At 37.2% G+C, this 25231-nt stretch carries 22 protein-coding genes and 1 other annotated feature; of the genes, 7 read left to right on the top strand and 15 right to left on the bottom strand.

Annotation, left to right across the window (positions count from 1 at the left end; translation table 11 throughout):
• Nucleotides 1-117: 117 nt before the first annotated feature.
• Entirely contained in the window at nt 118-2091 is a 1974-nt protein-coding gene (locus tag CYJ72_RS06570; RefSeq protein ID WP_101813033.1) for an ABC-F family ATP-binding cassette domain-containing protein, read from the top strand.
• Nucleotides 2092-2890: 799 nt separating this feature from the next.
• Here the strand turns inward: CYJ72_RS06570 and fba are convergent.
• The 3 genes from fba to CYJ72_RS06555 all read right to left on the bottom strand — a co-directional run bounded on the left by fba (nt 2891) and on the right by CYJ72_RS06555 (nt 4947).
• Nucleotides 2891-3748 (bottom strand): class II fructose-1,6-bisphosphate aldolase, encoded by an 858-nt coding sequence (gene fba, locus CYJ72_RS06565; RefSeq protein WP_066126019.1) that lies wholly within the window; start codon nt 3746-3748, stop codon nt 2891-2893.
• Nucleotides 3749-3873: 125 nt separating this feature from the next.
• Entirely contained in the window at nt 3874-4509 is a 636-nt protein-coding gene (gene rpoE, locus CYJ72_RS06560; protein WP_066126022.1) for a DNA-directed RNA polymerase subunit delta, read from the bottom strand.
• A 42-nt stretch (nt 4510-4551) separates the two neighbouring features.
• Nucleotides 4552-4947 carry a DUF1934 family protein gene (locus CYJ72_RS06555; RefSeq protein ID WP_066126023.1) on the bottom strand — a complete coding sequence of 132 codons (396 nt, stop codon included), beginning with the start codon at nt 4945-4947 and terminating at the stop codon, nt 4552-4554.
• 93 nt (nt 4948-5040) lie between these two features.
• Between CYJ72_RS06555 and CYJ72_RS06550 the strand changes: the two genes are divergently transcribed.
• The 4 genes from CYJ72_RS06550 (at nt 5041) to tnpC (ending at nt 9480) form a co-directional block, all read left to right on the top strand.
• Complete coding sequence (locus tag CYJ72_RS06550) at nt 5041-5892, top strand: lipoate--protein ligase family protein (RefSeq protein ID WP_101813034.1); 852 nt, start codon at nt 5041-5043, stop codon at nt 5890-5892.
• An 11-nt stretch (nt 5893-5903) separates the two neighbouring features.
• Nucleotides 5904-7304 (top strand): HD domain-containing protein, encoded by a 1401-nt coding sequence (locus CYJ72_RS06545; RefSeq protein ID WP_066126027.1) that lies wholly within the window; start codon nt 5904-5906, stop codon nt 7302-7304.
• Nucleotides 7305-7520: 216 nt separating this feature from the next.
• Nucleotides 7521-7871, top strand: a complete 351-nt coding sequence (gene tnpB, locus CYJ72_RS06540) for an IS66 family insertion sequence element accessory protein TnpB (protein ID WP_084801928.1) — start codon at nt 7521-7523, stop codon at nt 7869-7871.
• A gap of 67 nt (nt 7872-7938) precedes the next feature.
• Nucleotides 7939-9480 (top strand): IS66 family transposase, encoded by a 1542-nt coding sequence (tnpC, locus tag CYJ72_RS06535; protein WP_284628775.1) that lies wholly within the window; start codon nt 7939-7941, stop codon nt 9478-9480.
• A gap of 188 nt (nt 9481-9668) precedes the next feature.
• Here tnpC and CYJ72_RS06530 read toward each other — a convergent pair whose 3' ends face one another.
• The 5 genes from CYJ72_RS06530 to CYJ72_RS06510 form a co-directional block, all read right to left on the bottom strand.
• Nucleotides 9669-10604, bottom strand: a complete 936-nt coding sequence (locus CYJ72_RS06530; protein ID WP_066126029.1) for a GNAT family N-acetyltransferase — start codon at nt 10602-10604, stop codon at nt 9669-9671.
• Nucleotides 10605-10755: 151 nt separating this feature from the next.
• On the bottom strand, nt 10756-11583 hold the full coding sequence (locus tag CYJ72_RS06525; protein ID WP_284628773.1) for a MetQ/NlpA family ABC transporter substrate-binding protein: 828 nt from the start codon (nt 11581-11583) through the stop codon (nt 10756-10758).
• Between the two features lie 306 nt (nt 11584-11889).
• Nucleotides 11890-12789, bottom strand: coding sequence for a MetQ/NlpA family ABC transporter substrate-binding protein (locus CYJ72_RS06520; RefSeq protein WP_101813037.1), 900 nt, complete (start codon nt 12787-12789; stop codon nt 11890-11892).
• A 49-nt stretch (nt 12790-12838) separates the two neighbouring features.
• Complete coding sequence (locus CYJ72_RS06515) at nt 12839-13519, bottom strand: methionine ABC transporter permease (protein WP_066126033.1); 681 nt, start codon at nt 13517-13519, stop codon at nt 12839-12841.
• The gene (locus CYJ72_RS06510) at nt 13516-14586 is read right to left on the bottom strand and encodes a methionine ABC transporter ATP-binding protein (protein ID WP_066126034.1); all 1071 of its coding nucleotides are present in this window, start codon (nt 14584-14586) and stop codon (nt 13516-13518) included. Before CYJ72_RS06510 ends, CYJ72_RS06515 begins: the two co-directional genes overlap by 4 nt.
• A 40-nt stretch (nt 14587-14626) precedes the next feature.
• Nucleotides 14627-14885, bottom strand: a binding site (T-box leader).
• 152 nt (nt 14886-15037) lie between these two features.
• Here CYJ72_RS06510 and CYJ72_RS06505 point away from each other — a divergent pair.
• Nucleotides 15038-16198: an aminotransferase class I/II-fold pyridoxal phosphate-dependent enzyme gene (locus tag CYJ72_RS06505; protein ID WP_245631288.1), complete on the top strand. Its 1161-nt coding sequence runs from the start codon at nt 15038-15040 to the stop codon at nt 16196-16198.
• 177 nt (nt 16199-16375) lie between these two features.
• Nucleotides 16376-17041 (top strand): prepilin peptidase, encoded by a 666-nt coding sequence (locus CYJ72_RS06500; protein WP_066126038.1) that lies wholly within the window; start codon nt 16376-16378, stop codon nt 17039-17041.
• A 352-nt stretch (nt 17042-17393) separates the two neighbouring features.
• On the opposite strand, the gene CYJ72_RS06495 is transcribed toward CYJ72_RS06500, so the two are convergent.
• The 7 genes from CYJ72_RS06495 to hprK all read right to left on the bottom strand — a co-directional run bounded on the left by CYJ72_RS06495 (nt 17394) and on the right by hprK (nt 25160).
• A complete protein-coding gene (locus CYJ72_RS06495; protein ID WP_066125313.1) occupies nt 17394-18068 on the bottom strand; it encodes a redox-sensing transcriptional repressor Rex in 675 nt (224 codons plus the stop codon).
• A 468-nt stretch (nt 18069-18536) separates the two neighbouring features.
• The gene (locus CYJ72_RS06490; RefSeq protein ID WP_101813038.1) at nt 18537-20258 is read right to left on the bottom strand and encodes a phospho-sugar mutase; all 1722 of its coding nucleotides are present in this window, start codon (nt 20256-20258) and stop codon (nt 18537-18539) included.
• Nucleotides 20259-20337: 79 nt separating this feature from the next.
• A complete protein-coding gene (gene pcp, locus CYJ72_RS06485; protein ID WP_101813057.1) occupies nt 20338-20982 on the bottom strand; it encodes a pyroglutamyl-peptidase I in 645 nt (214 codons plus the stop codon).
• Nucleotides 20983-21101: 119 nt separating this feature from the next.
• The gene (trxB, locus tag CYJ72_RS06480) at nt 21102-22043 is read right to left on the bottom strand and encodes a thioredoxin-disulfide reductase (RefSeq protein WP_066125309.1); all 942 of its coding nucleotides are present in this window, start codon (nt 22041-22043) and stop codon (nt 21102-21104) included.
• A gap of 328 nt (nt 22044-22371) precedes the next feature.
• Nucleotides 22372-23391 carry an NAD(P)H-dependent glycerol-3-phosphate dehydrogenase gene (locus tag CYJ72_RS06475; protein WP_284628765.1) on the bottom strand — a complete coding sequence of 340 codons (1020 nt, stop codon included), beginning with the start codon at nt 23389-23391 and terminating at the stop codon, nt 22372-22374.
• 12 nt (nt 23392-23403) lie between these two features.
• Complete coding sequence (lgt, locus tag CYJ72_RS06470) at nt 23404-24216, bottom strand: prolipoprotein diacylglyceryl transferase (RefSeq protein ID WP_066125306.1); 813 nt, start codon at nt 24214-24216, stop codon at nt 23404-23406.
• 17 nt (nt 24217-24233) lie between these two features.
• Entirely contained in the window at nt 24234-25160 is a 927-nt protein-coding gene (gene hprK, locus CYJ72_RS06465; protein ID WP_066125304.1) for an HPr(Ser) kinase/phosphatase, read from the bottom strand.
• Between the last annotated feature and the right edge of the window lie 71 nt (nt 25161-25231).

Below are 25231 nucleotides of genomic sequence, written 5' to 3'. Positions count from 1 at the left end.
CCTTTATTTTTAAATTTATTATAACATACTCCACTATTTATTGTCTTATTTTGTTCACGGTGTTAAGTTCTTTTGCTATAATGTAGCTATTGAACCATACTAAAGGAGTATGCACACATGATATTACTACAAGTAAATGATTTGGCAAGACGTTTTGCCGATGAAACCTTATATGAAAATGTTAATTTTAGTATTCAAACCCGTGACCGTATCGCCCTCGTTGGTCGTAACGGAACTGGAAAATCAACGCTTATCAAGCAAATTATGAACCAAGAACCTATTTCTAGCGGCACCATTTCAAAGGCTAAAGGGCTTAAAATTGGGTATTTAGAACAACATGTTGCGATTGACTCAAAGCGAACGATTTGGGAGGAAATGCTTCATACATTTGAAGCAACCTTAAAGTTAAGAGACGAAGCACAAGAAGCGGCTGATCGCTTAGCTCAATTAGCTGATCATCATGATAGTACTGAATACCAAGAAGCTTTACATCAGTATGACCAGTTACTTGAAACATTAAACAATAAAAACGCCTATGCCATTGAATCTGAAATTCGAACAGTATTACACGGCTTTCGATTCTTCGAGGAAGATTATCAAACTCCTGTTCAAGCTTTATCTGGTGGGCAAAAAACACGCTTAGCACTCGCACAAATTTTATTAATGGATTATGACTTATTAATTCTTGATGAGCCTACTAACCATCTAGACATGGAAATGCTCGCTTGGCTCGAACAGTACCTCGTAGGATATAAAGGCGCTCTACTAATCGTCTCCCACGACCGCTATTTTTTAGATAAAATTACCAATCAAGTCATCGAATTGCGTAATCATACTGCTCATCTCTATAAAGGGAATTATTCTTATTATATGAAAGAAAAAGAAGCACGTTTAGAACTTGAATGGAAAGAATATCAAAAGCAGCAAGTCACGATTGCAAAACTCGAGGAATTTGTTCAAAAAAATATTGCTCGCGCTTCGACAACGAAGAGGGCTCAAAGTAGACGTAAGCAATTAGAAAAAATTACTCGGTTAGAAAAACCAAAACAAGACCAAAAAGCACCACGCATTCAGTTTTCAACGGCTAGCGAAAGTGGCGAACGCGTGCTTGAATTAGAAAATCTAAGCATCGGCTATCAATCTGAAGTAATTGCCGAAAATATTCAATTGGATTTAAGAAAACAAGAAGCCATCGCAGTCGTCGGGCCAAACGGTGTTGGTAAATCTACTTTATTGAAAACGATAATTGGGGAAATTCCTCCAATTAAAGGCGAAATCATAAGAGGTACTGGATTAGATATTGGGTACTACGCTCAAAACGTTAATATGTTAAATCCTGACTTAACTGTCTTAGAAACTCTATGGCAAGCACACGATACAACTGATGAATGGATTATTCGGAGTATTTTAGGCAGCTTCCTTTTTACTGGCGAAGCTGTTGAAAAGAAAGTATCGATGCTAAGCGGTGGAGAAAAAGCTCGGCTAACTTTAGCTTTATTGGCTACTGACCATGATAATACCTTAATTTTAGATGAGCCTACCAACCACTTGGATATCGATAGTAAAGAAGTATTAGAACAAGCCTTAATCGAATTTGATGGTACACTTTTATTTGTTTCGCATGACCGTTATTTTATCAATCGGATTGCCACCCAAATTTTAGAGATTACGCCATCAGGCTCTACTCTTTATTTAGGAGATTATGATTATTACTTACATAAAAAAGAAGAGCTAGCTGTTCTTAAACAAGAGGCTGAGTTGAAAAACAAAACAAACGCCAAGCCGACTGAAAGTATCACTGCTACTAAAGGGCAAGCTCAGTTATCCTTCGAAGAAAGTAAGCAATATCGTCGTGAATTAAAGAAATTAACTCAGCAAGTTGATAAAGTGACCGAAGAGCTAGAAACGATAGAACAAGCGATTGAAGCCTTACATCATCAAATGGCGGAAGCTTCTACATTGAATCAACAAGACGAGTTATTAAAGATGCACGAGGAACTAATGGGCTTAGAAAATCGCCAGGAAAACTTAATGGAGGAATGGGAAGAAGCGAGTTTAGCCCTTGAAGAGCTAGAGGAAACAAACAATTAATGTGACCGATAGTATTAAGTAGCATAAACTACTCACTATTACCACTCTAATCTAGTAGCATTGTTTTAGTCGACAGTAATGCAATAACATAGAGTGGTTTTCGTATATACTACCGAGAAGCTTTGGCACAAGCGCATGCATCAAGATAAAGCGTCAACTTTTTAAACTTATTGAGTCTTTACTCTATGAGGGAGTGAACAGGCAGTGAAGATGGAGTGATTTCCTTGCTGGCTCACTCCTTTTTTGAATCGAGATGATTTTATTTATCTTCTGGCGCATTCATTTTTCCATTAATCAATATGATAAAGAAACAGGGAGTGGGCAAGAAGTAGAAAATCAGTTGATTTCCGCTTCGTCTGCCCACCCCCGCACAGTTGGGAGTAGACTAGAAGTAGAAAATTGAATAATTTTCGCTTCGTCGGTCTACCCCCGCACAGTTGAGTAGGCCTCAAACAAGTCGAAAGACGCAGTTTGAGGCCACTCAACCACTGCGCTTTAAATTAAATAGATATACCTGAACAGAGTTTAAAAAGTTTTTGCCCAGCCTCTGTTTTTTAAATTTATTTATTTAACGAATGATGCTTTCTTACTAATCAAGCAAAATTTGCTATTGTCAACACATCATAGAAAATGTAGGTCATTCTAATCCTAAAACAACACCCAAAATATATAACCATGTGACATCTAAAACGAAAGAAAAAGGGCAAAATGTGATAGACAATTTATACTAATTGCCCCTTTTTTGCCCTTTTGCTATTAAATGTGTTTAAACCGTTGATATATCAACGTTATTTAATGATTATGCTTTGCCAGTTGACCCAAACATATCCATTGTTTCTTTAGTAATTTTAACGATTGCTTCTTTACCAGGAGCAATTACTTTACGTGGGTCATAAACTTTATCATCTGAATTTAATTTTTCACGAACTGCTTTAGTCCATTGTTGTTGTAATTCAGTATTAACGTTAATTTTAGCATGTCCACGTTCGATAGCTTTTTTAATTTGATAATCAGGGATTCCTGATCCACCGTGTAATACTAATGGTGTTCCTGTTGCATCAGAAATTGCTTCCATTTCATCAAACCCTAAAACAGGTTCTCCATCGTAAGTACCGTGAACTGAACCTAAAGCTGCTGCTAAAGCATCAATCTTAGCTTCAGATACCATACGTTTACATTCTTCTAAGTCAGCATATTTTACGCCACCTGTTACACCGTCTTCAACACCACCAACAGTACCAACTTCAGCTTCTACTGATACACCTTTAGAATGAGCGTATTCAACTAATTCTTTAGTCATTTCGATATTTTCGTCGATAGGGAAATGAGAATGGTCGAACATAACAGAAGTAAATCCAGCATCAATATAATGTTTAACACTTTCAACAGTTGAACCGTGGTCTAGGTGTAATGCAACTGGAACAGTGATATCCATCGTTTCCATTAAAGCATTAACCATCGCTGCAACAACTTCAGCACCACCCATGTATTTACCAGCACCTTCAGATACACCTAAGATAATTGGTGAATTGTTTTCTTGTGCTGCTTGTAATACTGCTTGAGTCCATTCTAAGTTGTTAATGTTGAATTGACCAACTGCATACTTACCTTCTTTTGCTTTGTTTAACATTTCTGTCATACTAACTAATCTACTCATTATATTTCCTCCTTGAAATCCTTTAGAAATAGTATATGTATTTCACTTAATATTATACTTTATTTTAATGATTAAGGCTAGTGAAAATAATAAATCTTTTCACAAATTCATCATGTAAGCGATATTTAATCTTCGTCTTCCTCGTCTTCGTCGTATTCTTCGAAATCTTCTTCTTCATCATCTACTAATCCATCATCTTCTTCATCGATTTCAACATCTTCATCAATGTCTTCATCTTCAAAATCAGATAACTCACTTGCATAGTGATCTAACTCTTCTTCTTCATCTTCGTCTTCTTTAGCAATGACTTCGTCGATATCATCCATGTCTTCATCATCTTCATCGAACTCTTCATCTTCTTCGTCATAAACTTCGCCATCTTCTGGGTCATCATCGTTGTAATCGATCATGTCTTCATCGTCAGCAAATGCATTTAATTTACGTTTCTTACGACGGCGTTTTGGAACTTCTTCCTCTGCTGAAGTAATCGTTTCTTCGTCGATTGAATCAATTGGATACCATAAACGTAAGCCCCAACGATTATCTCCTAATGAGATGAAGCGTCCATCAATATTTAAATCAGTATAAAATCTTACTAAATTTGCTTCTAATTGGGCTTCATTTAAATCTAAATATTCTTGAATCATAATTAATAATTCATTAAATTCAATGACATCACCTTTTTGAACTAATATTTCATGAGCAACTTCAATTAATGAAAGTTCCTCGCGGTTCTGACCTTCGAATGCCTTTAACTCCATATCGTCACTTCCTTTATATTTCTACCTTACTATCTTAACGATTTATTGATGATAAATCAATCTAAAATCATAATCACCAATGGGGTTTTTTTCATTTAATAGCTGATAATCCACCGAAATTTTATTATCAGCAATACTGATTCGATGTGTTAAGACATCAAACACCATTAATCCCTGTGGTGTCGAATAAGCTAATTGGGTTGGCTCTTCTTTATTAAATAATAATCGGGTAGAACCATAACTAATTTCTAAATTTCCATTATTAGGAAACCATTTAACATGAACCATTTGTCCTTGTTGATCTTCGTAAGTAATTTTTTCAAATGAATTGAGTTGATAATACTCACCTTGTGTTTGATGACGCCATTTTTCAATACGTTTTGTCGTAGAATCCATAATTTTCTGGGTCACTTTTACCGTAACGCTTTCACGCTTCACTAATTCACTTCCCCTCTGCTAGTAATTATAACCTATTATTTGCTATAATAAAAAGGAATTAACACGATTTTTACAGTTTATTGGAGGTAAGGTATGTCAGAGTTTTTATCGTATCATCATTGGCTTTACACTGAAGTCGGTTCAGGTTCTAATGCAGATGATGGTTTAGTCGCTTTAAGTTGGCAAGATGCTTTTATTCGCCATATTATGACACTTAATGACCATCCGTCTGATAAATCGTCACAGGCAAAAGGGATTATTCACTTCTATCGTCTCAATTACCCAACGATCATACTGGGCCCTAAAGACACTCGATTAAAAGCATTACCAGAAGGTATAGCGTATTTAAATTGGGCAGGATTCGCTACCCATTTACGTGCTCATGGTGGACTAGCGGTGGTTAGTGACCCTGGCATTATCAATATTTCCTTTATCAGTAATCTAAAGGAATACCCCTTAACTATTGATGAAGGCTATGAGCAAATGATTCGATGGCTTAAAGAAGCTCTTAATCCTATGGGATTAAAGGTAGAAAGCTACGAAGTACCCGATTCCTATTGTCCTGGTACATACGATATTGTCATTCAACAACAAAAAATTGGTGGCATTGCGCAACGTCGTTTTAAAGATGGTGTGGCCGTCGCCGCTTATATCAGTGTCACTGGTAATCAAAAAGAACGATCTGAAATAATCCGGCAATTTTATCAAACATCAGAGGCTGATTCGCAATACCCTAATGTCAATCCTGATGTGATGTCCAACATCAACGACTTCTTAGCTCAATCTATATCTGTCGAAAAGTTTAAACAACTCCTTTTAAATACCGTTCAACAACAAACTCAATTAACTCATTTGCCTGGTCCTGGGGAAGCATTAGAGGCACTCTACCAGAAAATGTACCAAAAAACACTTGATCGTAATTACCCTCTACAAATTAATAAATAAGGAGCATCTATATGTCAACATTTCAAGAAAAAGTTATGGCACAAAAGTTACCTCGTGAAAAAGTTTTCCGCGACCCTGTTCATGATTATGTTCATATCCATGACAAAATTATTTTAAAATTAATTGATACGCGTGAATTTCAACGTTTGAGACGAATCAAGCAATTAGGAACCTCTTCGTTTACATTCCATGGGGCAGAACATTCGCGCTTTAATCACTCATTAGGTGTATATGAGATCACACGCCGTATCATTGATTTGTTCGAACGCCAATACGCAACTAAAAAAGCCAATGATGGCTTATGGAATCCTGATGAGCATATGGTAACACTTTGTGCGGCCTTATTACACGATATTGGTCATGGCGCATTTTCCCATACCTTTGAAGGTATTTTTAATACGGATCACGAGGCTTTAACACAACAAATCATCACTTCTTCTGAAACAGAAATCAATCAAGTATTGCGCTATTTTGGAGACGATTTCCCTGAAAAAGTAGCCAGTGTCATCAATAAAACTTATCCTAACCAACAAGTAGTACAAATTATCAGTAGTCAAATTGACGCCGATCGAATGGACTATCTTCTTAGAGATGCCTATTATGCTGGTGTCAGTTATGGAACTTTCGACTTAACACGCGTACTCAGAGTAATACGTCCTTATAATAACCAAATCGCTTTTGACTATTCGGGAATGCATGCTGTAGAAGATTATGTTGTCAGCCGATATCAAATGTATATGCAAGTTTATTTCCATGGGGTATCGCGTGGAATGGAACAAGTATTAAAGAGCTTATTAGACCGTGCTAAAAAACTCTATTTAGAAGACGAAACACAAATGAAACAACCGGCTGGCTTATTAAAACCATTCTTAACCGGCACCTGGACTTTACAGGATTACTTACTATTAGATGACCATGTAATGAGCACTTATTTCTCAATGTGGATTTATGAAGACGATCCGATTTTATCTGATTTAGCCTATCGCTTCGTCAATCGTAAGCCATTTAAATCGTTAATCGTGACCGAAGAAAATCGCGAAGCCTTAGCTATTGCCCTACAAGATGAAATGATTCAAGCAGGGTTTGACCCAGATTATTACTTCGGTATCAATAGTAGTTATGATTTACCTTACGATTACTATCGCCCTAATCAAAAAAAACAACGTACCCAAATTGAATTATTAACCAAAACATACGATAAAGTCGAATTATCACAAGTCAGTGCTTTAGTTAATACCTTAGCTGGAGAAGTAAAAGGAGATTTACGTCTTTATTTCCCAGGGCAATTAATGACATATTTTGAACGTATTCCAGCCGACAAATTGACAAGTAATCAACAAATGATCTTAGTGGCTCATGAAAAAGAATACAATGACACTAACTACCAAATCCAAGAACGACTCTTTAATTAAAAACATTTTGATAATCACTAGCTCTAATTACCCGTTAACCTTGAATAATTAATAAACATAACGAGTAGGCGAGCTGATATGCTCCCCCTAAAGTAGACACTTAAAAAAGTAAACTACTTTAGGGGGAGATTTTTTTGTAAGCGCCGAATAACCAGGTACGTATCACAGCCCAACCACCTCCTGTATGATTAAGTTAAAACTTATGGAGGTGGTTGATTGATTATTAATCTCGATGCTGCTAAACGCTATTACATTATGACTGGTCGGACAGACTTACGCAAGGGAGTTGATTCTCTGGCTGCTCTCGTTCAAAATGATTATCAATTAAATCCCTTTGAAAAGAATCTCTTTCTCTTCTGCGGGTCCAGGCTTGACCGCTTTAAAGCTCTTTATTGGGATGGCCAAGGTTTCTGGTTACTGTATAAACGCTATGAATCTGGCCGAATTCATTGGCCTAGACAGGAGGAATCACTGAAGGAAATTGACCGTCACCAACTCATTCAGCTTATGGATGGCTTTCTGATCGAACCATCCGTTCAATCATTGGAAGGATCTTACACAATGTGAAAAAACTTGATTAAATCGTTTACATGGTTTATAATCAAAGAAATTTGAACAGAAGGGAGGTCCGGGAATGGACATCAAATCCATCGAGACGCAGACACCTGAACAACTAATCGATATTATTGAAACACAAGAACGTGAAATTGAATGGTTGAAAGAACAGCTTCGTTTGATGATGAACCAACAGTTTGGTCGCAAGAAAGAAACAGCGCCTCAACCTGGACAAACCAGTCTGTTCGAGGATTGGCAGGAAGCTCTAGACAACCTAGAACTAGAAGAAGAGATCGTCCAAGAAGTGAAGGCTCATAAGCGTAAAGCAAAGAAGAATAAAGGGATCAAGCGGGCGATTCTCGACCAGTTCCCTGCCGAAGAAAAGCTACACGAACTTTCAAACTGCCAGTGTCCAGACTGTGGGGAATCGATGAAACAGATAGGGGCTAGTGCTGTTCGTGAAGAGCTTGTCTTCATTCCTGCTCATATGAAACGAATCATTCATAAACAAGCTTCTTATAAATGCGAGGGTTGCACTCAAAAAGAGGGGGCCAATGACAAAATCGTGAAGGCTCCCGTTCCTAAAGCTCCCCTCAACAATAGCTTGGGGTCTGCATCATTGATCGCTCAAACGATTCATCAAAAATATGGCTTGAAGTTACCCGCTTATCGTCAAGAACAGGAATGGAAACAAATGAATCTGCCCCTAAGTCGGGATACGATTTGCGGTTGGCACATTCGCACCTATCAATATTATTTCCAGAACCTCTGTGACTTACTTTTAAACAAGCTCCGTCAACAAGAAGTTCTCCACGCAGATGAAACCAGCTATCGGGTATTAGAGAGCCAAAAAGCGAAGAATTATTTTTGGCTTCTCATGAGTGGCAAGGACACCCCAGAACAGGGAATTATTTATCAATTTGATGAAGGCAGAGGACGCCAAGTCATTCTTGACCTATTGGGTCCAGATTTTGAAGGCAGCCTTCATGCAGATATGTATGGTGCCTATGTCAACCTATGCAAGGAGAAAGTTAAAGTCAGTGGCTGTTGGGCGCATTTAAGGCGGAAATTCTTTGAAGCCCTGCCAGCTAAAGTGTCTAAGCATCATCCTGCTTATCAGGCGGTTAAATGGTGCGATTCCTTTTTCCAATTCGAACAGAATTGGAAGGAGCTGACGCCTGAGGAACGCTTGACTTGGCGCCAAACTTGCCTTCAAAGACAAGTTGACGAGTTCTTTGATTGGGTCAAGACTTTGAATGCCTTACCTCAAACCAAGCTGGGAATGGCCATCTCCTATGCTCTCAAACATGAGCCTTTCTTCCGTCAATTTCTTGAAGATGGTCGACTAGAGATGAGCAATAATCGAGCGGAGAGACAAATCAAGCCACTGGTAATTGGGCGCAAGAACTGGTTGTTTAGCCAAAGCATTCAGGGAGCCCAAGCGGCTGGGGGGATCCTCAGTCTCTATGAGAGTGCGAAGCTTAATGGTATCCATCCTCCGTCTTATTTTCAATATTTACTTGAGGAGCTTCCTGAACTTCCGGTGCAAAATTTTGAAGCACTCGAGGCTTATTTGCCTTGGTCTTCGAAGGTCAAGGAAGCCTGTCAGGCCATTAAATAATTAAAAAGACTGAAACTGGCCCTTCAACACCTATTGTAGAGTGTTGAGGGGCCGGTTTCTATATACTTGGCTATTGGGCGCTTACATTTTTTTGCGTTCAAACAGAATGAGATATAAAAAATAGCAATTTAATTCAGGTTGATCCCGCAAAAATCAACAGCATTTCGAATTAAGTTGCTATTTTATTCTTATTTTTCAATTAATTCAATCCATTCGCTCACAGTTTTAAAGCCAAGCTTTTGGTAGAGTTTTATCGCTTTTTTATTATTTTTATCGGCTTGAATTTGTAAGGGACGGCGATATTTTTGCGTTAAATAAATGGTTAATTGAGCTATTGCTTTAGTTCCGAACCCTTTATTTTGTTGTTTTTTCTTAATCGCGACTGCAAACAGATAAATAACCTTAGGATGCACTTCAATCGAACACGTTCCGATGATTTGATTTTGAATAGAGAATTGATACAATACCATGCTGCTATCTGCTGCGACTCGCTCCACAAAAAGCCGTTCTTCATAATATGAATCGTCAAAGCACTCCGCTAATATATGAGCAATTGAATGCAAGTGTTCGGGTAATGCTCGTCTTACCTGTATGACATTTGATTCTTTTTCGTAATGCTGACGGTCGCAGAGTTTATTTTTTTGATCTTCCACAGATGTAATTGTTTGAGTTTCTGCACCAAAAAACTCTTTTTGATCATTTCCAAATTGTAAAATCAATTCTGGTATCGCATCAGGATTAAGACGATAACGATTAAAAATCGCGGGATATTGCTGATAAAATTTACGTTCTATTTTATAACCAATCGTTCTTATTCGATAATCACGACAAATTTGTTTTATTTTAGCAACTATTACGTCTTTAATTGGTAGCTTTCGATATTGAGGATGGACGATACTCGCTACTTCTGCTAACGCTGTATCCTCTGCATAGATTGTTCCTACACCAACGAGATGACCTTGATGATAATATAACACTAAAAATGGCATCGTTTGATTAAAATTATATTGATTAGACAGAAATAACCAACGATAAGTGTGATCTACCTGATGAACCAATTGTTCTAATTGATGAATGTTATCTCTTAATTCTGATGATAGGTGGTTTAACACAACAATACTCATACTTGACTCCTACTGAAATTCAATATTCTATTAAGACACCTTCATTTAACAACAAAATCACGTTGTCGTCAATTCACAAAATAAAAAACCTTCTAGCTATCTCATCAATATTCGATAGCCAAAAGGTATGTTTGTGGTGTGTAATCAGTGATTACCAAGCGGCAACATTCGCACCGTCCGTAATTTCAGTAATTTTTTCTGCTACTTCCTCTGATTGATATAATTCAACAATATGTTTGTATAATTCATTTTCAACATCATCTTTACGTGTTACGACCACATTTTTATAGACCTCGTTCACTTTAGCTAAATCTTCTGTGTCAACAAAGATCGCATCATCTTCGATAGATAAATCATGGTCTAAGGCATAATTTGTATTAATTATCGCCGCATCTACGTCTGGTAAACTAACCGCTACTTGAGCAGCATCTAATTCTTTAAACTCTAATTTTTTATCGTTTTTAGTAATGTCTTTTACAGTTGGTAAAACCCCCGCTGCATCATCTACTTCAAGGACACCTGCTTGTTCTAATAATAATAGAGCACGTCCACCATTCGTTGGGTCATTTGGAATAGCTACTACTGCTCCTTCTGCTAATTCATCCAATGAAGTTACTTTTTCAGAATATGCTCCTAGCGGTGATACATAAGTATAGCCGATTGGTTGCAGATCTTCGTCATTTTCTTTATTCCATTCTTCTAAGTAAGCCACATGTTGGAAGGCATTTAGGTCTAAATCGCCACTAGCGACTGCCACGTTTGGTTGAACATAATCATTAAATAATTCAACTTCAAGGGTAATGCCTTCTTTTTCTGCTAATTCTGCTACAAATTCCCACACTTCGATTTCATCATCACTGGCCACACCGACTTTAACTGTCTCCCCATCAAACGGTTTATCTTCTGCAAAGGCAGTTGCTGGTGCTACTAAACCTGCTAATAACGCTAATACACTAACTTTTTTTACTAATTTTTTCATATGAATTCTCCTTATGATAAATATTTAAAGATCTTTTTCTAATGGGAAAATCGTTAAAAACCCGAATGTTAATAATTTTGCTTGGTTATTGTGTCATGTCCTGAACAATAGGTATTGGAAGAGAAGATGGGCAAAAACTTTTTAAAATCTGTCAGGCATATCTATTTAATTCAAAGCGCAGTGGTTGAGTGGTTTCAAATGGCGTCTTAACGACTTGTTTGAGACCTACTCAACTGGCCGACGCAGCGAAAATCAACTGACTTTCTACTTCTGGTCCACTCCCTCAAGTTTATTAATTATATTTTACTACTCTGCTACCGTTGTCTCTTGGGTTGTCTCATCTTCTGTTTGTTCCCCGATTACCGGTGCATTTTCCCAAACTGGTTTATCGCCACCATTCGTTGTATCATAAATGGCTTGCGCTACTGCATCGGTTTGATAAAGTTCAACAATTTTTAAGTATAATGGATTTTCTTTATCTTCTTCTCTAGCCACAATCGAGTTTTTATATTTCTCGCTTAATTTTTCTGGATAATCAGCATCTACAAAGATAGCATCTTTTAATGATAAGCCAGCATCATTGGCGAAGTTTGTGTTAATAATAGCTGCATCCACATCAGGTAAGGTTGCTGCTAATTGCGCCGCATCTAATTCCTCAATTTTGATATTTTTAGGGTTTTCTGTAATGTCTTCTGGAGTTACTAAAATTCCCGCTTCATCATCAATTTCCAACACTCCTGCTAATTCTAAAGCTAATAATGCGCGGCCACCATTCGTTGGATCGTTCGGGATAGCGACTGTACCGCCTTCTGGTAATTCGTCTAAAGACTTAATTTTTTCAGAATAAGTGCCCATTGGCGATACGAATGTAAATCCTATTGGAACTAAACTACCATCATTAGATTCATTCCAGTTATCTAAGAAAGCAATGTGTTGAAACGCATTTAAATCAATTGAGCCATTTTGTAAAGCTTCATTCGGTTGATTGTAGTCGGTGAAAAATTGTAATTCAACTTCAATCCCTTCTTCCTTAGCTTGATCAACCACTACTTGCCAGACATCTTCAGCCGAACCCGGTACGATTCCAACGGTAACCTTTTCCCCTTCAAATTCATTTTTTTCTTCTGCTTCCACATTGGTGAACAAAGGTAAAGTTAAAGCGCTCGTTAATAAAGTTAATGAAATAGTTTTAATAAATTTTTTCATAAAATCAAATCCTTTCTTAGTAGGTCAAACTTGACCGATAAATTGTTAATTAGTGTTCAATTTTTTTAATAATCCAATTGAAAATGAGTTGTGTTACAAAGACAATCACTAAAATTAAGAATGTTGCGACTAAAATAACATCCATTTTACTACGGTTATAGCCTCTGGCAATTGCTATCGTTCCTAGCCCTCCACCTGCTACCGCACCAGCCATTGCCGTTAAGCTAATGACATTGATAACTGTTGAGGCACTCACTCGTAACAATGACGGTAAACCTTCTCTTAAATAGACTCTAACAATAATATCCCATGGACTACATCCCATTGATTGTGCTGCTTCAATCACACCTGAATCTACTTCTAAAAGAGCAATTTCAACTTGTCGTGCGAAAAATGGAATCGTCGCAATGATAATCGGTACACTAGCCGCTGTTGACCCAATAGTTGTTCCGACAATAAAACGTGTGACATTTATCAGTAAAGCTAAAAGTATGATAAAGGGGATTGAACGAAAGATATTGATAAAGGCATCCAGAATTTTATAGATAACTTTATTTTCTAAAATGCCCCCAGGTCGTGTCACTGTCACAATGACACCGACAATCAATCCTAATATACCAGCAAAAATGATGGTCAAGAGTAACATATAGACCGTTTCCCAAGACGCTTTCACGATATCGTCAAGTAATTTATATACATCTGGCATATTGGTTTCAATAAATTGCATCATGCCTCATCAGCCTCCTTTTGAACATATTGTTGAAACAATGTTTGTACCGAATCAACTTTTACTGAGTGATGCTTTAAAAATTCAGTAGCAGCATTAATTTGTTGCGGTTCTCCTTTTAAAGCGACTAATAAATTGCCAACAGGTGTATTTTGAATAATTTCAATATGACCGTATAAGATGTTAATTTCAATCCCATATTCACGAATAACCTCTGTAATAAACGGTTGAGTCGTTTGATCGCCCGTATAGGTTAATCTGGCTAATTCAGATTCATGACTAATGGAAATGGTTTGAGGATGTTTCAAGACTAATTCAATCTCTTGGTCAAAATGGGTTGCTGTATTGATGAATTCTTTAGTTAAACGTTGTTTTGGTTGTGTAAAGATTTCTAATATACTGCCTTCTTCTAGGACATGCCCATTTTCCATTACTGCCACTCGATCACATAAATCCTTCACAACTGCCATTTCGTGGGTAATCACAACCATCGTGATATTCAATTTTTGGTTCAACTCTTTTAACAGTTTTAAAATCGAGCTGGTAGTTTTTGGATCCAAGGCACTGGTTGCTTCATCACAAAGTAAGACATCCGGATCATTGGCTAAAGCTCTAGCGATTGCCACTCGTTGTTTTTGTCCACCTGATAATTGACTTGGATAGCTATCGGACTTTTCTTTCAGTCCAACTAAATTTAATAATTCAGCCACTTTATGAGCGACTTCTTTTTTCGAAAGGCCACTGCCTTTTAAAGGAAATGCAACATTATCAAAAATCGTTCTTGAATTCATTAAATTAAAGTGTTGAAATATCATGCCGATTTTTTTGCGTGCAGTTCTTAATTCTGCGGGTGCTAATTCAATTAAGTTTTGTCCATTAACAATTACTGACCCATGTGTTGGTCTTTGTAATAAATTAATCGTTCTAACTAAAGTGCTTTTTCCCGCTCCACTATAGCCGACTATTCCAAATATTTCGCCGCGATTAATTGATAAATTGACATCTTTTACTGCAGTTACGACATTATCTTTTTGTTTAAAGACAACATCAATGTCTTTTAATTCAATCATTATTATCCCTCCAATATAAAAAACTCTCATCCTATCATAAATAAAGGACGAGAGTTATCATTTCGTGGTACCACCTTTTTTTGTTAAATTATTGCTAATTTAACCTCATACAGTACAGTCAAACATGTATTAACGATACTGTGCCATTTTAACGGTTGGATCCGTCCACTCTTATTGCGTAGCATTCAGAGTGACCGCTCAGTGGCCATTTTCAAATTAAGTTCATTTACTTACTTTCACCAAATGTAAGCTCTCTAGGAAATGTCCATTAATTTTACTTTCCACATCAATGCGTTTATTTATATTATGTAGCTATCATACAAGATAATTTTTTCTTTGTCAACAATTATTAATTAATTTCTCATTTTTCTCATTTTTTGTTTAATTAACTGTTATATCGCGGTTTTATATGCTACAATTTAAGAAATAACAATAGAAAGTTGGGATAACGGTGAAATTTAATCAACAACTTAATCATTTACAACCAAGCCCTATTCGTTCTTTCAACGAAGAAATTTCAAAAATAGAAGGCTTAATTCCATTAACAATTGGTGAACCTGATTTTAATACCCCTGTTTTTATTAAAGAAGCGGCGATTCAATCGATAAAGGATGATCTAAACGGCTACTCTCATTCACGTGGTATGATTGAATTACGTCAAGCCATTGCACGCTATGTCTTACGTAAATATGATTTATCTTACTCGCCTGATACAGAAATCATTGTTACGTCAGGACCTACGCAAGCTTTATTCGCTAGTTTCTTAACGATTTTAAATCCCGGCGATAAAGTGCTAATAGCGTCACCCAATTATGTTATCTATAACACTCAAGTGAGTTTGGCACATGGTGAAATGGTCATGGTTGATACTAGTGATACAAACTTTATCTTTACACCAGAGAAGTTAGAAGCAGCCATCATCGATAATCCTGGCACAACAGCTATTTTACTAAACCATCCTGCTAATCCAACCGGTGGTACCTATACTGAACAGCAACTTCGTGCATTGGTACCGATTATAGAAAAATATGATTTATGGGTAGTTTCTGATGAAATTTATGGGGAATTATCTTATGATCATCCTCATTATTCAATGGCTAAATTATTAAGAGAGCGTACAATTCTTATTAATGGTTTATCAAAATCGCATGCGATGACAGGCTGGCGCAGTGGTTTTCTAGCAGCACCGGTTGAAGTAGCCAACCAGTTATTTAAAGTTCATCAGGCAATGGTCAATACTCCTAATACGCAAATGCAATACGCTAGTATTGTCGCATATGACAACGGAGACGATGCTAGCGAAGAAATGCGCGCCATTTATAAAGAACGCCGTGATTTCTTAATGAAAGCTTTTAAAGAAATAAATATTGAAACTTTAAACCCTCAAGGTGCTTTCTACTTATTTGTTAAAGTTCCTGATTGGTACCAAGGCAATGATCGTGATTTCTGTTTAGATTTAGCACATCAAGCCAAAGTAGGCGTTGTACCAGGTTCAGGTTTTGGACCAGCCGGTAAAGATCACTTCCGAGTCAGCTATGCCGCTAGTCTTGAGACTTTAAAAGAGGCAATGAAACGTATTACTGCTTTTGTAAAAGAGCATCAACCTTCGTAATAATCGCTATCCTTTAATATAAATGTAATAACCTCAAATGTAACGGTATCAACCAGTGGACATTTGAGGTTTTTTGATGCTGATCTTGATTTTGTTGCTACTTAATTCGTTTAAAAAATTGAATTTAGATAAATGTTTTAAGTTCAAATAGCGTATCTATCAGTAGGAGGTTGTAAAATGACAGTACTACTCTTTATAATTGGGACTTGTCTGGCTTCATTTTTTACCTGTATAGCCAGTGAACAAACTATCAACTTTACACGTCGTTCTCATTGTGATAACTGCCATCACGCATTAGAAGCAATCGATCTGATGCCCTTGGTATCATTTTTAATATTAAAAGGAACCTGTCGTCATTGTCACGCGAGCTTAAATCGTAATTATTTTTTTCTTGAATTACTGGGTGGTTGCTTTGGTCTTTCTCTTTATTATTTACAATTCAATAACCTTTACGAAGGTTATCTATTATCACTCATTATTTGTTGGTTACTTTTATTAAGCATTGAGGATTATTTTCATTTACAAGTCAATTGGTGGGGATTATTCATCTTAGTCGTTCTTTGTCTGTTTAATAGACAGTCACTGTGGGTTGCAGTCGTTATATGGTTATTATTGGAAACAATCATTTATTATCGCCCTACGTCTTTTGGAGGAGCAGATGCCAAAATAATCGGCTTATTAGCTTGCACTTTAGAAGAAATGACCATCCCTTATTTCATCTTAGGCGCAGCCTTGTTCGGCCTTCTTTATTCCATATTACAATATCACCACATCAAACGCTGGAATGCCATTCCTTTTATCCCTAGCATCGCAATCAGTTATCTATTTTGTTTACTCTTATAAAAAAGGGCTCTATACTTTTTGGTGTAAGTGGGAGTGGGCAAAATTTTTTTAAATTTTGTTCAGGCATATCCATTTATTTCAAAGCGCAGTGGTTGAGTGGTATCAAATGGCGTCTTAAGATAGCTGAGTATAATCTTGGAAAATTCAATCTCGTTATTGTGCGTTAATTAAAAGCGCAGTGGTTGAGTGGCCTCAACTGTGCGGGGGTAGGCCGACGAAGCGAAAATCAACTGATTTTCACTTCTTGCCCACTCCCATTCACACCATTTGACAAAGAGCAAAAAAAGTAGGTAGGAAGTAGAAAATCTCAAAATTTTCCCTTCGGCTACCTACTCAACTATTATTTACCAAGTTAAAATGAGAAATTATATGGAACATCCATATAGTCATCATCATCATTTTCAATGTTACTATCGATGAAATATAATAGCGTTTGAAGTTCTGTCGTTAAGTCAACATTTTGAATTCTGACCGATTTCGGCACATCAAATCGAAGTGGCGTAAAATTCATAATTCCTTTAATGCCTACATTAACGAGACGTTCCACTACTTTTGGTGCTACTTCCTGAGGAACAGTTAAAATGACCACTTCAATTGCTTGGGCTTCGATTTGTTCTTCTAATTCATCCATGGAATAAACTGGAACTCCAGATAATATTTTTCCAATTAAGTCTTGATTAACGTCAAATGCTGCCCCAATACGCACATTATTATTTTTTCTAAAATTATAATTTAATAAAGCATTACCTAAATGGCCAACACCAATCAAACCGATTGAAGTTAAGCGATCTTGATTCAATGCCTTACTAAAGAAATCTAATAAATAATCTACATCATAGCCATAGCCACGTTTTCCTAATGCCCCAAAATAAGAAAAATCGCGTCGAATGGTTGCACTATCAACTCTCACGGCTTCACTTAATTCAGTTGATGAAATTCTCTTTTTCCCTGCATTATGTAAAAATCGTAAATAGCGATGGTAGATTGGTAATCGCTTGGCAGTCGCTTTTGGTATATCCTTGTGCATAATTTCCCCTACCTTTTCACTAATCTAATGTTATAAACTATTATAACTATCAAGATTATAGCAAAACTTCACAAAGATAGCTAGTGACTTTTACTTATTTGTATATAAAATCACAATTACTTTCGTAAAAGGATTCATTATCTTATAAGATGATTATGGAAGCTATCGTAAGAGTGTTATGAGGTCAGGCAGAAACTTTAAAAATTATATTTGGTTTCTGCTAATTCTTTTAGAGCGTAAAGTCAGTGGCCTCAACTTGACTCTTCAATAGACAGAGCATCGAGGCTGGGCAAAACTTTTTAAATTCTGTTCAGGCATATCTATTTATTTCAAAGCGCAGTGGTCGAGTGGCCTCAACTATGCGGGGGGGAACAGATGAATCGAATACCAATTAAAATTCAACTTCTTACCCGCTCTCATAAGAAAAAAACTGAGTAGAAGTTACTAAATTTCTACTCAGTATTATTGCTATTCTCCAATTAATTCTTGAATCGCTGTTTCTAATTTTTCTGCTTTTTCTTCTACTTCAACTTTAGATTGACCGGTTGTTCCTAAATATAATTTAATTTTAGGCTCTGTACCACTTGGTCTAAAGGCAACCCAACTGCCATCTGCTAAAGTATATTTTAAAGCATCAGATGATGGGTACGCTAATTGACGTTCTTTACCATCGCTTAACTTTAATGTTCCAGCTAAATAATCAGCCGTTTTTTCAACTGCGAGTCCACCCATTTCTGAGATACCTTCTTGACGAATATTCGCCATTAATTCTTTCATTTTTGCTTGACCAGATAACCCTGGGAAAGACAGTGAAATCGTCTTTTCATAGAAATGACCATATTTTTCATACATTTGGTTAATCGCATCTGCTAAAGTGCGACTTTCTTTCTTATGATAAGCTGTTAATTCAGCTAACACTACTAATGCTTGAATCGCGTCCTTATCACGTACAAATGGCTTGATTAAGTAACCGTAACTTTCTTCAAACCCCATTAAGAATGTATGTTCACCTGTTTCTTCGTATTGTTGAATTTTTTCTGCAATGAACTTAAATCCAGTTAATACTTCTACCATCGTTAGGCCATAACTTTCCATAATGGCATCCGCTAAATTAGTCGAAACAATTGATTTAACAGCTGCACCATTTTCAGGTAGTGCTCCTTTATGCTGTAAGGCGTTTAAAATATAGTCTAACATCAATGAAGCAATTTGGTTCCCGGTAATTAATTGATAGGTTCCATCCGCCGTTTTTACTTTTGCTCCTAAGCGATCTGCATCTGGGTCTGTCGCTAAAATAATATCAGCATCCACTTTAACCGCCAATTCTTCGGCTAAATCGAAAGCGGCATCAGATTCTGGGTTAGGTGATGCAACAGTTGAGAAATCGCCATCTGGTTTTGCTTGTGCTTCTACCACCTTAATATCTTTGAAACCGGCTTGTTCTAAAGCTTTCATCCCTAAATATAAACCTGTTCCATGTAATGGTGTATAAACAATATTGACTTGGTCAGCCATTTCATTGACTAATTCTTGATTAATGGTCACAGCTTTCATTTCTTCTAAATAAGCTTGATCCACAAGATCGCCAATAATCTCAATAATTCCTGAACCTAACAATTCAGTTTTATTACCGACTTCAACCGTTAATGGATTCTCAATCGCACGTACATATTTCGTTAAATTGTCTGCATCTTCTGGTGGCATTTGTCCACCATCCGCGCCATATACCTTATAACCATTATACTCTGCTGGGTTATGACTGGCTGTAATCATGATACCAGCGAAGGCATTTAAATGTCTCACAGCAAATGAAAGAACCGGTGTCGGTCTTAAACTTTCATACACATAACTCTTAATCCCTTGTTTCCCTAAAACAAGAGCGGCTTCCATTGCAAATTCTGGAGAAAAATGTCGTGAATCATAAGCGATAGCGACACCACGTTTTTTTGCTTCCTCACCATTTTCAATGATTAATTGCGCTAATCCTGCTGTCGCTTGACGAACTGTGTAAAGGTTCATACGGTTAGGTCCTGCACCTAATACACCACGCATACCAGCCGTTCCAAAACTTAAACTAGTTGAGAATGCATCTTCAAAAGTTGCTTCATCCATACTTTCGATTTCTGATCGAAGTGCTTCATCTAAACCATCAAAATTTTTCCACGTTTCCAACGTATTATGCCATGACATACGTTATCACTCCTCTCGTTTCGCTTTCAGTATACCATGATTTTCAAAAAACTACTATAAAAATTTATAATAGTGCTTTTTAGACTTCTGTTCCTCCAGTAATTTTGAGGTCATGCTGATTTTTAATAATCGTTGCTAAAGTGATTTCAATCGCTTTTACTATCTGCTCCAATGACATCGAAGGCTGATTGGGTTGGTCTACGACTTGACTAGGTAAATATGGAATATGCATAAATCCACCAATAACATTCGCTTTTTGAGCCGCTAATGTATCTAATAAGTAATACATTAAATGATTGCAGACAAAGGTCCCTGCTGAATTAGAAACAATAGCTGGAATTTGATGTTGTTTTAGCGCTTGAACGACACGCTTGATGGGTAATGTGCTAAAGTAAGCAGGTGAGCCTTGGGGATTAATCACTTCATCAATCGGTTGGTTGCCTTCATTATCCGGTATGCGGGCATCATCCATGTTAATGGCGACTCTTTCTAAAGAAATTGCTGAACGTCCTCCGGCTTGTCCTACTAAGAGCACCGCGTCCGGTTGTTCTTTCAGCAAATAATCTTGTAATAAGCGACCACTTTTATGAAATACGGTTGGTATTTCATATGTTACAATTTGAGTATCATTAATCAACATTGGCAATCGTTTAATCGCCTCTAGTGCTGGATTAATCTGTTCGCCACCAAATGGATCAAACCCTGTTACCAGTATTTTCTTCATCATACTTTCTCTCCTTAACAAAGAAAAAAGTGTCGTAATGATTAAAATAGAAAATGAAAATCTTAGTTTCCACTGCTATTGTTAATCATTGCAACACTCCTTCTTATCGTATTATTTGCTTAATCTTTTAAACTCATTAAGTATTGATAAGCCATGTGTCCAGCTTGACTACCATCGCCAACGGCAGTCGCAATTTGGCGTAAGTTAGTGTGACGTACATCGCCAACAGCGAACAAACCTGGTACGCTTGTTTCCATTTGATTATTGGTCACAATCCATCCCTCTTCATTAGTAACATTCAATTCTTTTACAGTATCAGAGTTTGGTATTAATCCAACATACACAAACACACCATCGGCTTCAATTGTACTGGTTTCATCGGTCTTTACATTGCGGACTTTTACACCTTCGACATTATTTTCACCGATAATTTCTTCAACTACAGTGTCCCAAACGAAATTCACTTTTTCATTCGCAAAGGCTCTATTTTGCAATACTTTTTGCGCACGCAACTCATCTCGACGATGAATAATCGTTACTTTGTCAGCAAACTGTGTTAAATAAGTTCCCTCTTCAACAGCAGAATCACCGCCTCCTACGACGATAACATGACGATTTCTAAAGAAGAAGCCATCACAGACCGCGCAATAAGAAACACCTTTACCCGCTAACAGTTCTTCACCTGGCACACCAAGTTTTCGATGATTAGCTCCCGTCGCAACAATAACGACTGGCGCTTGATAGATTGTTTTGCTGGTGTGGATCTTTTTAGTTAAGGCATCGATTTCTATTTTTTCCACATCGCCATAAATATGCTCTGCCCCGAAAGCCATAGCACTTTCAAAAATATGGTTCGCCAATTCAGGTCCACTAATTAATTTAAATCCAGGATAGTTTTCAACATCGGCAGTATTGTTTATCTCGCCACCTGGCATCCCTTTTTCAATAATAATCGTTTCTAAATTTGCTCTTGAAGCATACAATGCGGCCGTTAGTCCTCCTGGACCAGCTCCGACAATGATGACATCGGCCTGAACAATCTCTTTATCTACAGTTGTCATTCATTTCACACTTTCTATTTTGATTTCTTATCCATCTTACCACGAGTATTCACTTTTGAATATTTTTTTGCTTGATTGCAAACTGACTAAAAAGAGTAGGCTAGACGTAGAAAATTCAAGGAATTTCACTTCGCTAGCCCACCCCGTATAATTTCGCCATAAAAAACTATTTTATAATCTTCACTTTGATATGCAGCGAATTGCAATCCAGTTAGAATAGAATTCTCTCGAATTGCTACGCGTTTTCCGCTCAACCTTTTGTTTGTATTTTCACAGCATTTGATTCAATCATAAGGTCCAAACCTGAACCAGATGGTAATCAACTCACTTAATCTTGACTGATTGCTTCTTGTTTACCTTCGCGCAACATTAATCCTTCAACTGCCTCGCGTACTGGAACTCCTTGATACAAGGCTGAATAAATAGCATTGGTAATGGGCATTTCCACTTGCTCTTCTTTAGCTAAATCATAGGCCACCGCTGTCGTCGTGATACCCTCTACTACCATATCAATTTCTTGAGCAACCTCTTCTTTAGTCAGACCTTGAGCTAATAAGTTTCCTGCTTGCCAGTTACGGGAATAAGGACTCGTACAAGTGACCACTAAATCGCCTACACCACTTAGTCCTAAAAATGTCAATGGATCCGCCCCTAATTTGACCCCTAAACGGGTAATCTCAGCTAACCCACGAGTCACCAGCCCCGCTTTGGCATTATCGCCATAACCTAAGCCCACTAAAATCCCTGCTCCTAAGGCAATGATATTTTTTAACGCTGCTCCTAGTTCAACACCCAATACATCTTGATTCGTATACACTCTAAAATACTGATTCATAAAGAGTGCTTGGACTTTTTGTGCCACCTTAAGATTCTCGCTAGCAGCCGTAACCGTTGTTAAATCTCGGCGCGCGACTTCTTCAGCATGACTCGGTCCAGAAAGCACCACTGGTTCTGGATAACCTTGCGCTTTTAACACTTCTTCAATGACTTGAGTCATTCGTAAATGCGTGTGAGGTTCCAATCCTTTAGTAGCGTGAATGATTAGCGGTTTAGTGGATTGATCTTGAAGAACTGCTTCGATTCGTTGAACGATTTCTCTCATTGCATGTGTTGGAATCACAATCAAAATAGCTTCAGCACGTTGGACAGCAGCTTCAAAATCATCAGTCGCTACTAATGTCGTTGGTAAATGAGTCTTTTTTAAATAACGACTATTAGTATGATCTTGTTTAATTTCCTCAACGACACGTAAATCTCGTCCCCAAATTAATACTTCATGATTGTTTTCCGCCAGTACTTTAGCTAAAGCCGTTCCCCAAGAACCCGTTCCTAAAACTGTTACTTTCACGATAAAAACCTCCTAATATCGGTTGTCAGTATAATCCGATACCAACAAATCTTTTCTTCGCCATAAAATAAAGACAATCGATAAGATGACAAACACTCCCGCTAACCATTGAGAAACACGCAATGGTCCTAAATAGAGACTATCTGTACGCATCCCTTCTATTACCATTCGACCAAGACCATACCACAATAAATAGCCTGCTGCGACTTCGCCATCTTTTAAAAATCCTGGAATTCGTCTCAAAATAATTAAAATGATAAATCCGAGAAAATTCCATACCGATTCATATAAAAAGGTTGGATGATGGTACGCGCCGTTAATATGCATTTGTTCAATTAACCATTCGGGTAATCTTAATTTCTCTAAAAAATCACGAGAAACTTCATAGCCGTAAGCTTCTTGGTTCATAAAGTTTCCCCAACGACCAATGACTTGCGACAATAATACACCAGGAGCGGCAACGTCTAGCGTAGTAATGAATGGCAATTGATATTTCTTCGTTAGCCAATAGATTGTCATAATACCAGCAAGTACTCCTCCATAAATCGCAATGCCACCTTCCCAAATACTAAAAATATGGGTTGGATTCGCTAAGTAAAAATCTAATCTAAAGAGTACATAATAAATTCTTGCACCAATAAACCCGATGATAATTGTCCAAAAAATTAAATCTGACATTTTTTCACCATCAAGTTGTTTTTTTCGCGCCTCAGCACCAATTAATAGATAGGCTAAAAGTATTCCTAACCCAATAATGATGCCATACCAATGAACTGGCCAACCAAATAATTCAAAAGCAATAGGCGACAATTGTCCTAATATCATCCGTTGATCAAAACTCCTTATTGGTTATTTTTGCGAATTAATTCATCTAATTTACGATTAAATGCTTCCGTAGCATTATAACCCAAAGAATTCGCACGGAAATTCATAGCAGCTGATTCAATGATAGCCGCTAAGTTACGACCCGTTTTAACTGGGATACGTACTTTTGGTACTAACACATCAAAAATCTGCTCCGTTTCTCGTTTAGAACCTAAGCGATCATATTCTACGGTACCATCATCTAACACTAAGTCGATAATTAATTCCAATCGTTTAGAACGACGAATAGCTGAAACACCATATAAATTCATGACATCAATAATTCCTAATCCACGAATCTCTAATAGATTTTCTAAAATTTCAGGTGCTTCACCGACAAGCGTTAATTCATCAATCATAAATAATTCAACACGATCATCAGCGATTAAACGGTGGCCTCTTTGTACCAATTCTAAGGCTGTTTCTGATTTACCTACACCACTTGAACCGACTAACATAACCCCCATCCCAAACACTTCTACAAAAACCCCATGCTTTGATAAACGTTCAGCTAATTGCCCTTCTAAAAAATTAGTTAAATTAGCATGCACACGTCCTGTTTTGGATGGCGCTCCTAAAATAGGCATTCCCACTCGGGTTGCTACCGGGATTATTTCTTCCGGAACCTTTTCCATATGAGTAAAAATAACCGCCGGTGTGTTCGGCTGAATCATTCTTTCAAATATTTCGACACGTTCTTGAGAGGATTTGGAATTTAAAAAACGGGACTCTGTACGGCCAATTAATTGAATTCTATCTGCATGATAGAATTCTGAATAACCTGATAAGATTAAACCCGGTCTTGAAACTTCACTTATCGTTACTTCACGATCACCAAAATCTTCTCCAAAAATAAAATTTACATTTAATGTTTCTACAATCTCATTAACCGTCACTGAATTCATGGCGGGACCTCCAACGTTTATTATTTAATTTGATGGTATCATAATTACCTTGATTTCGCTACACATTTATC

It is taken from the genome of Globicatella sanguinis (assembly GCF_002847845.2).
GTDB classification, from domain to species: Bacteria; Bacillota; Bacilli; order Lactobacillales; family Aerococcaceae; genus Globicatella; species Globicatella sanguinis.
Note: the sequence above shows the minus strand (reverse complement) of the source record. Positions and strands in the feature narration are given on the sequence as shown.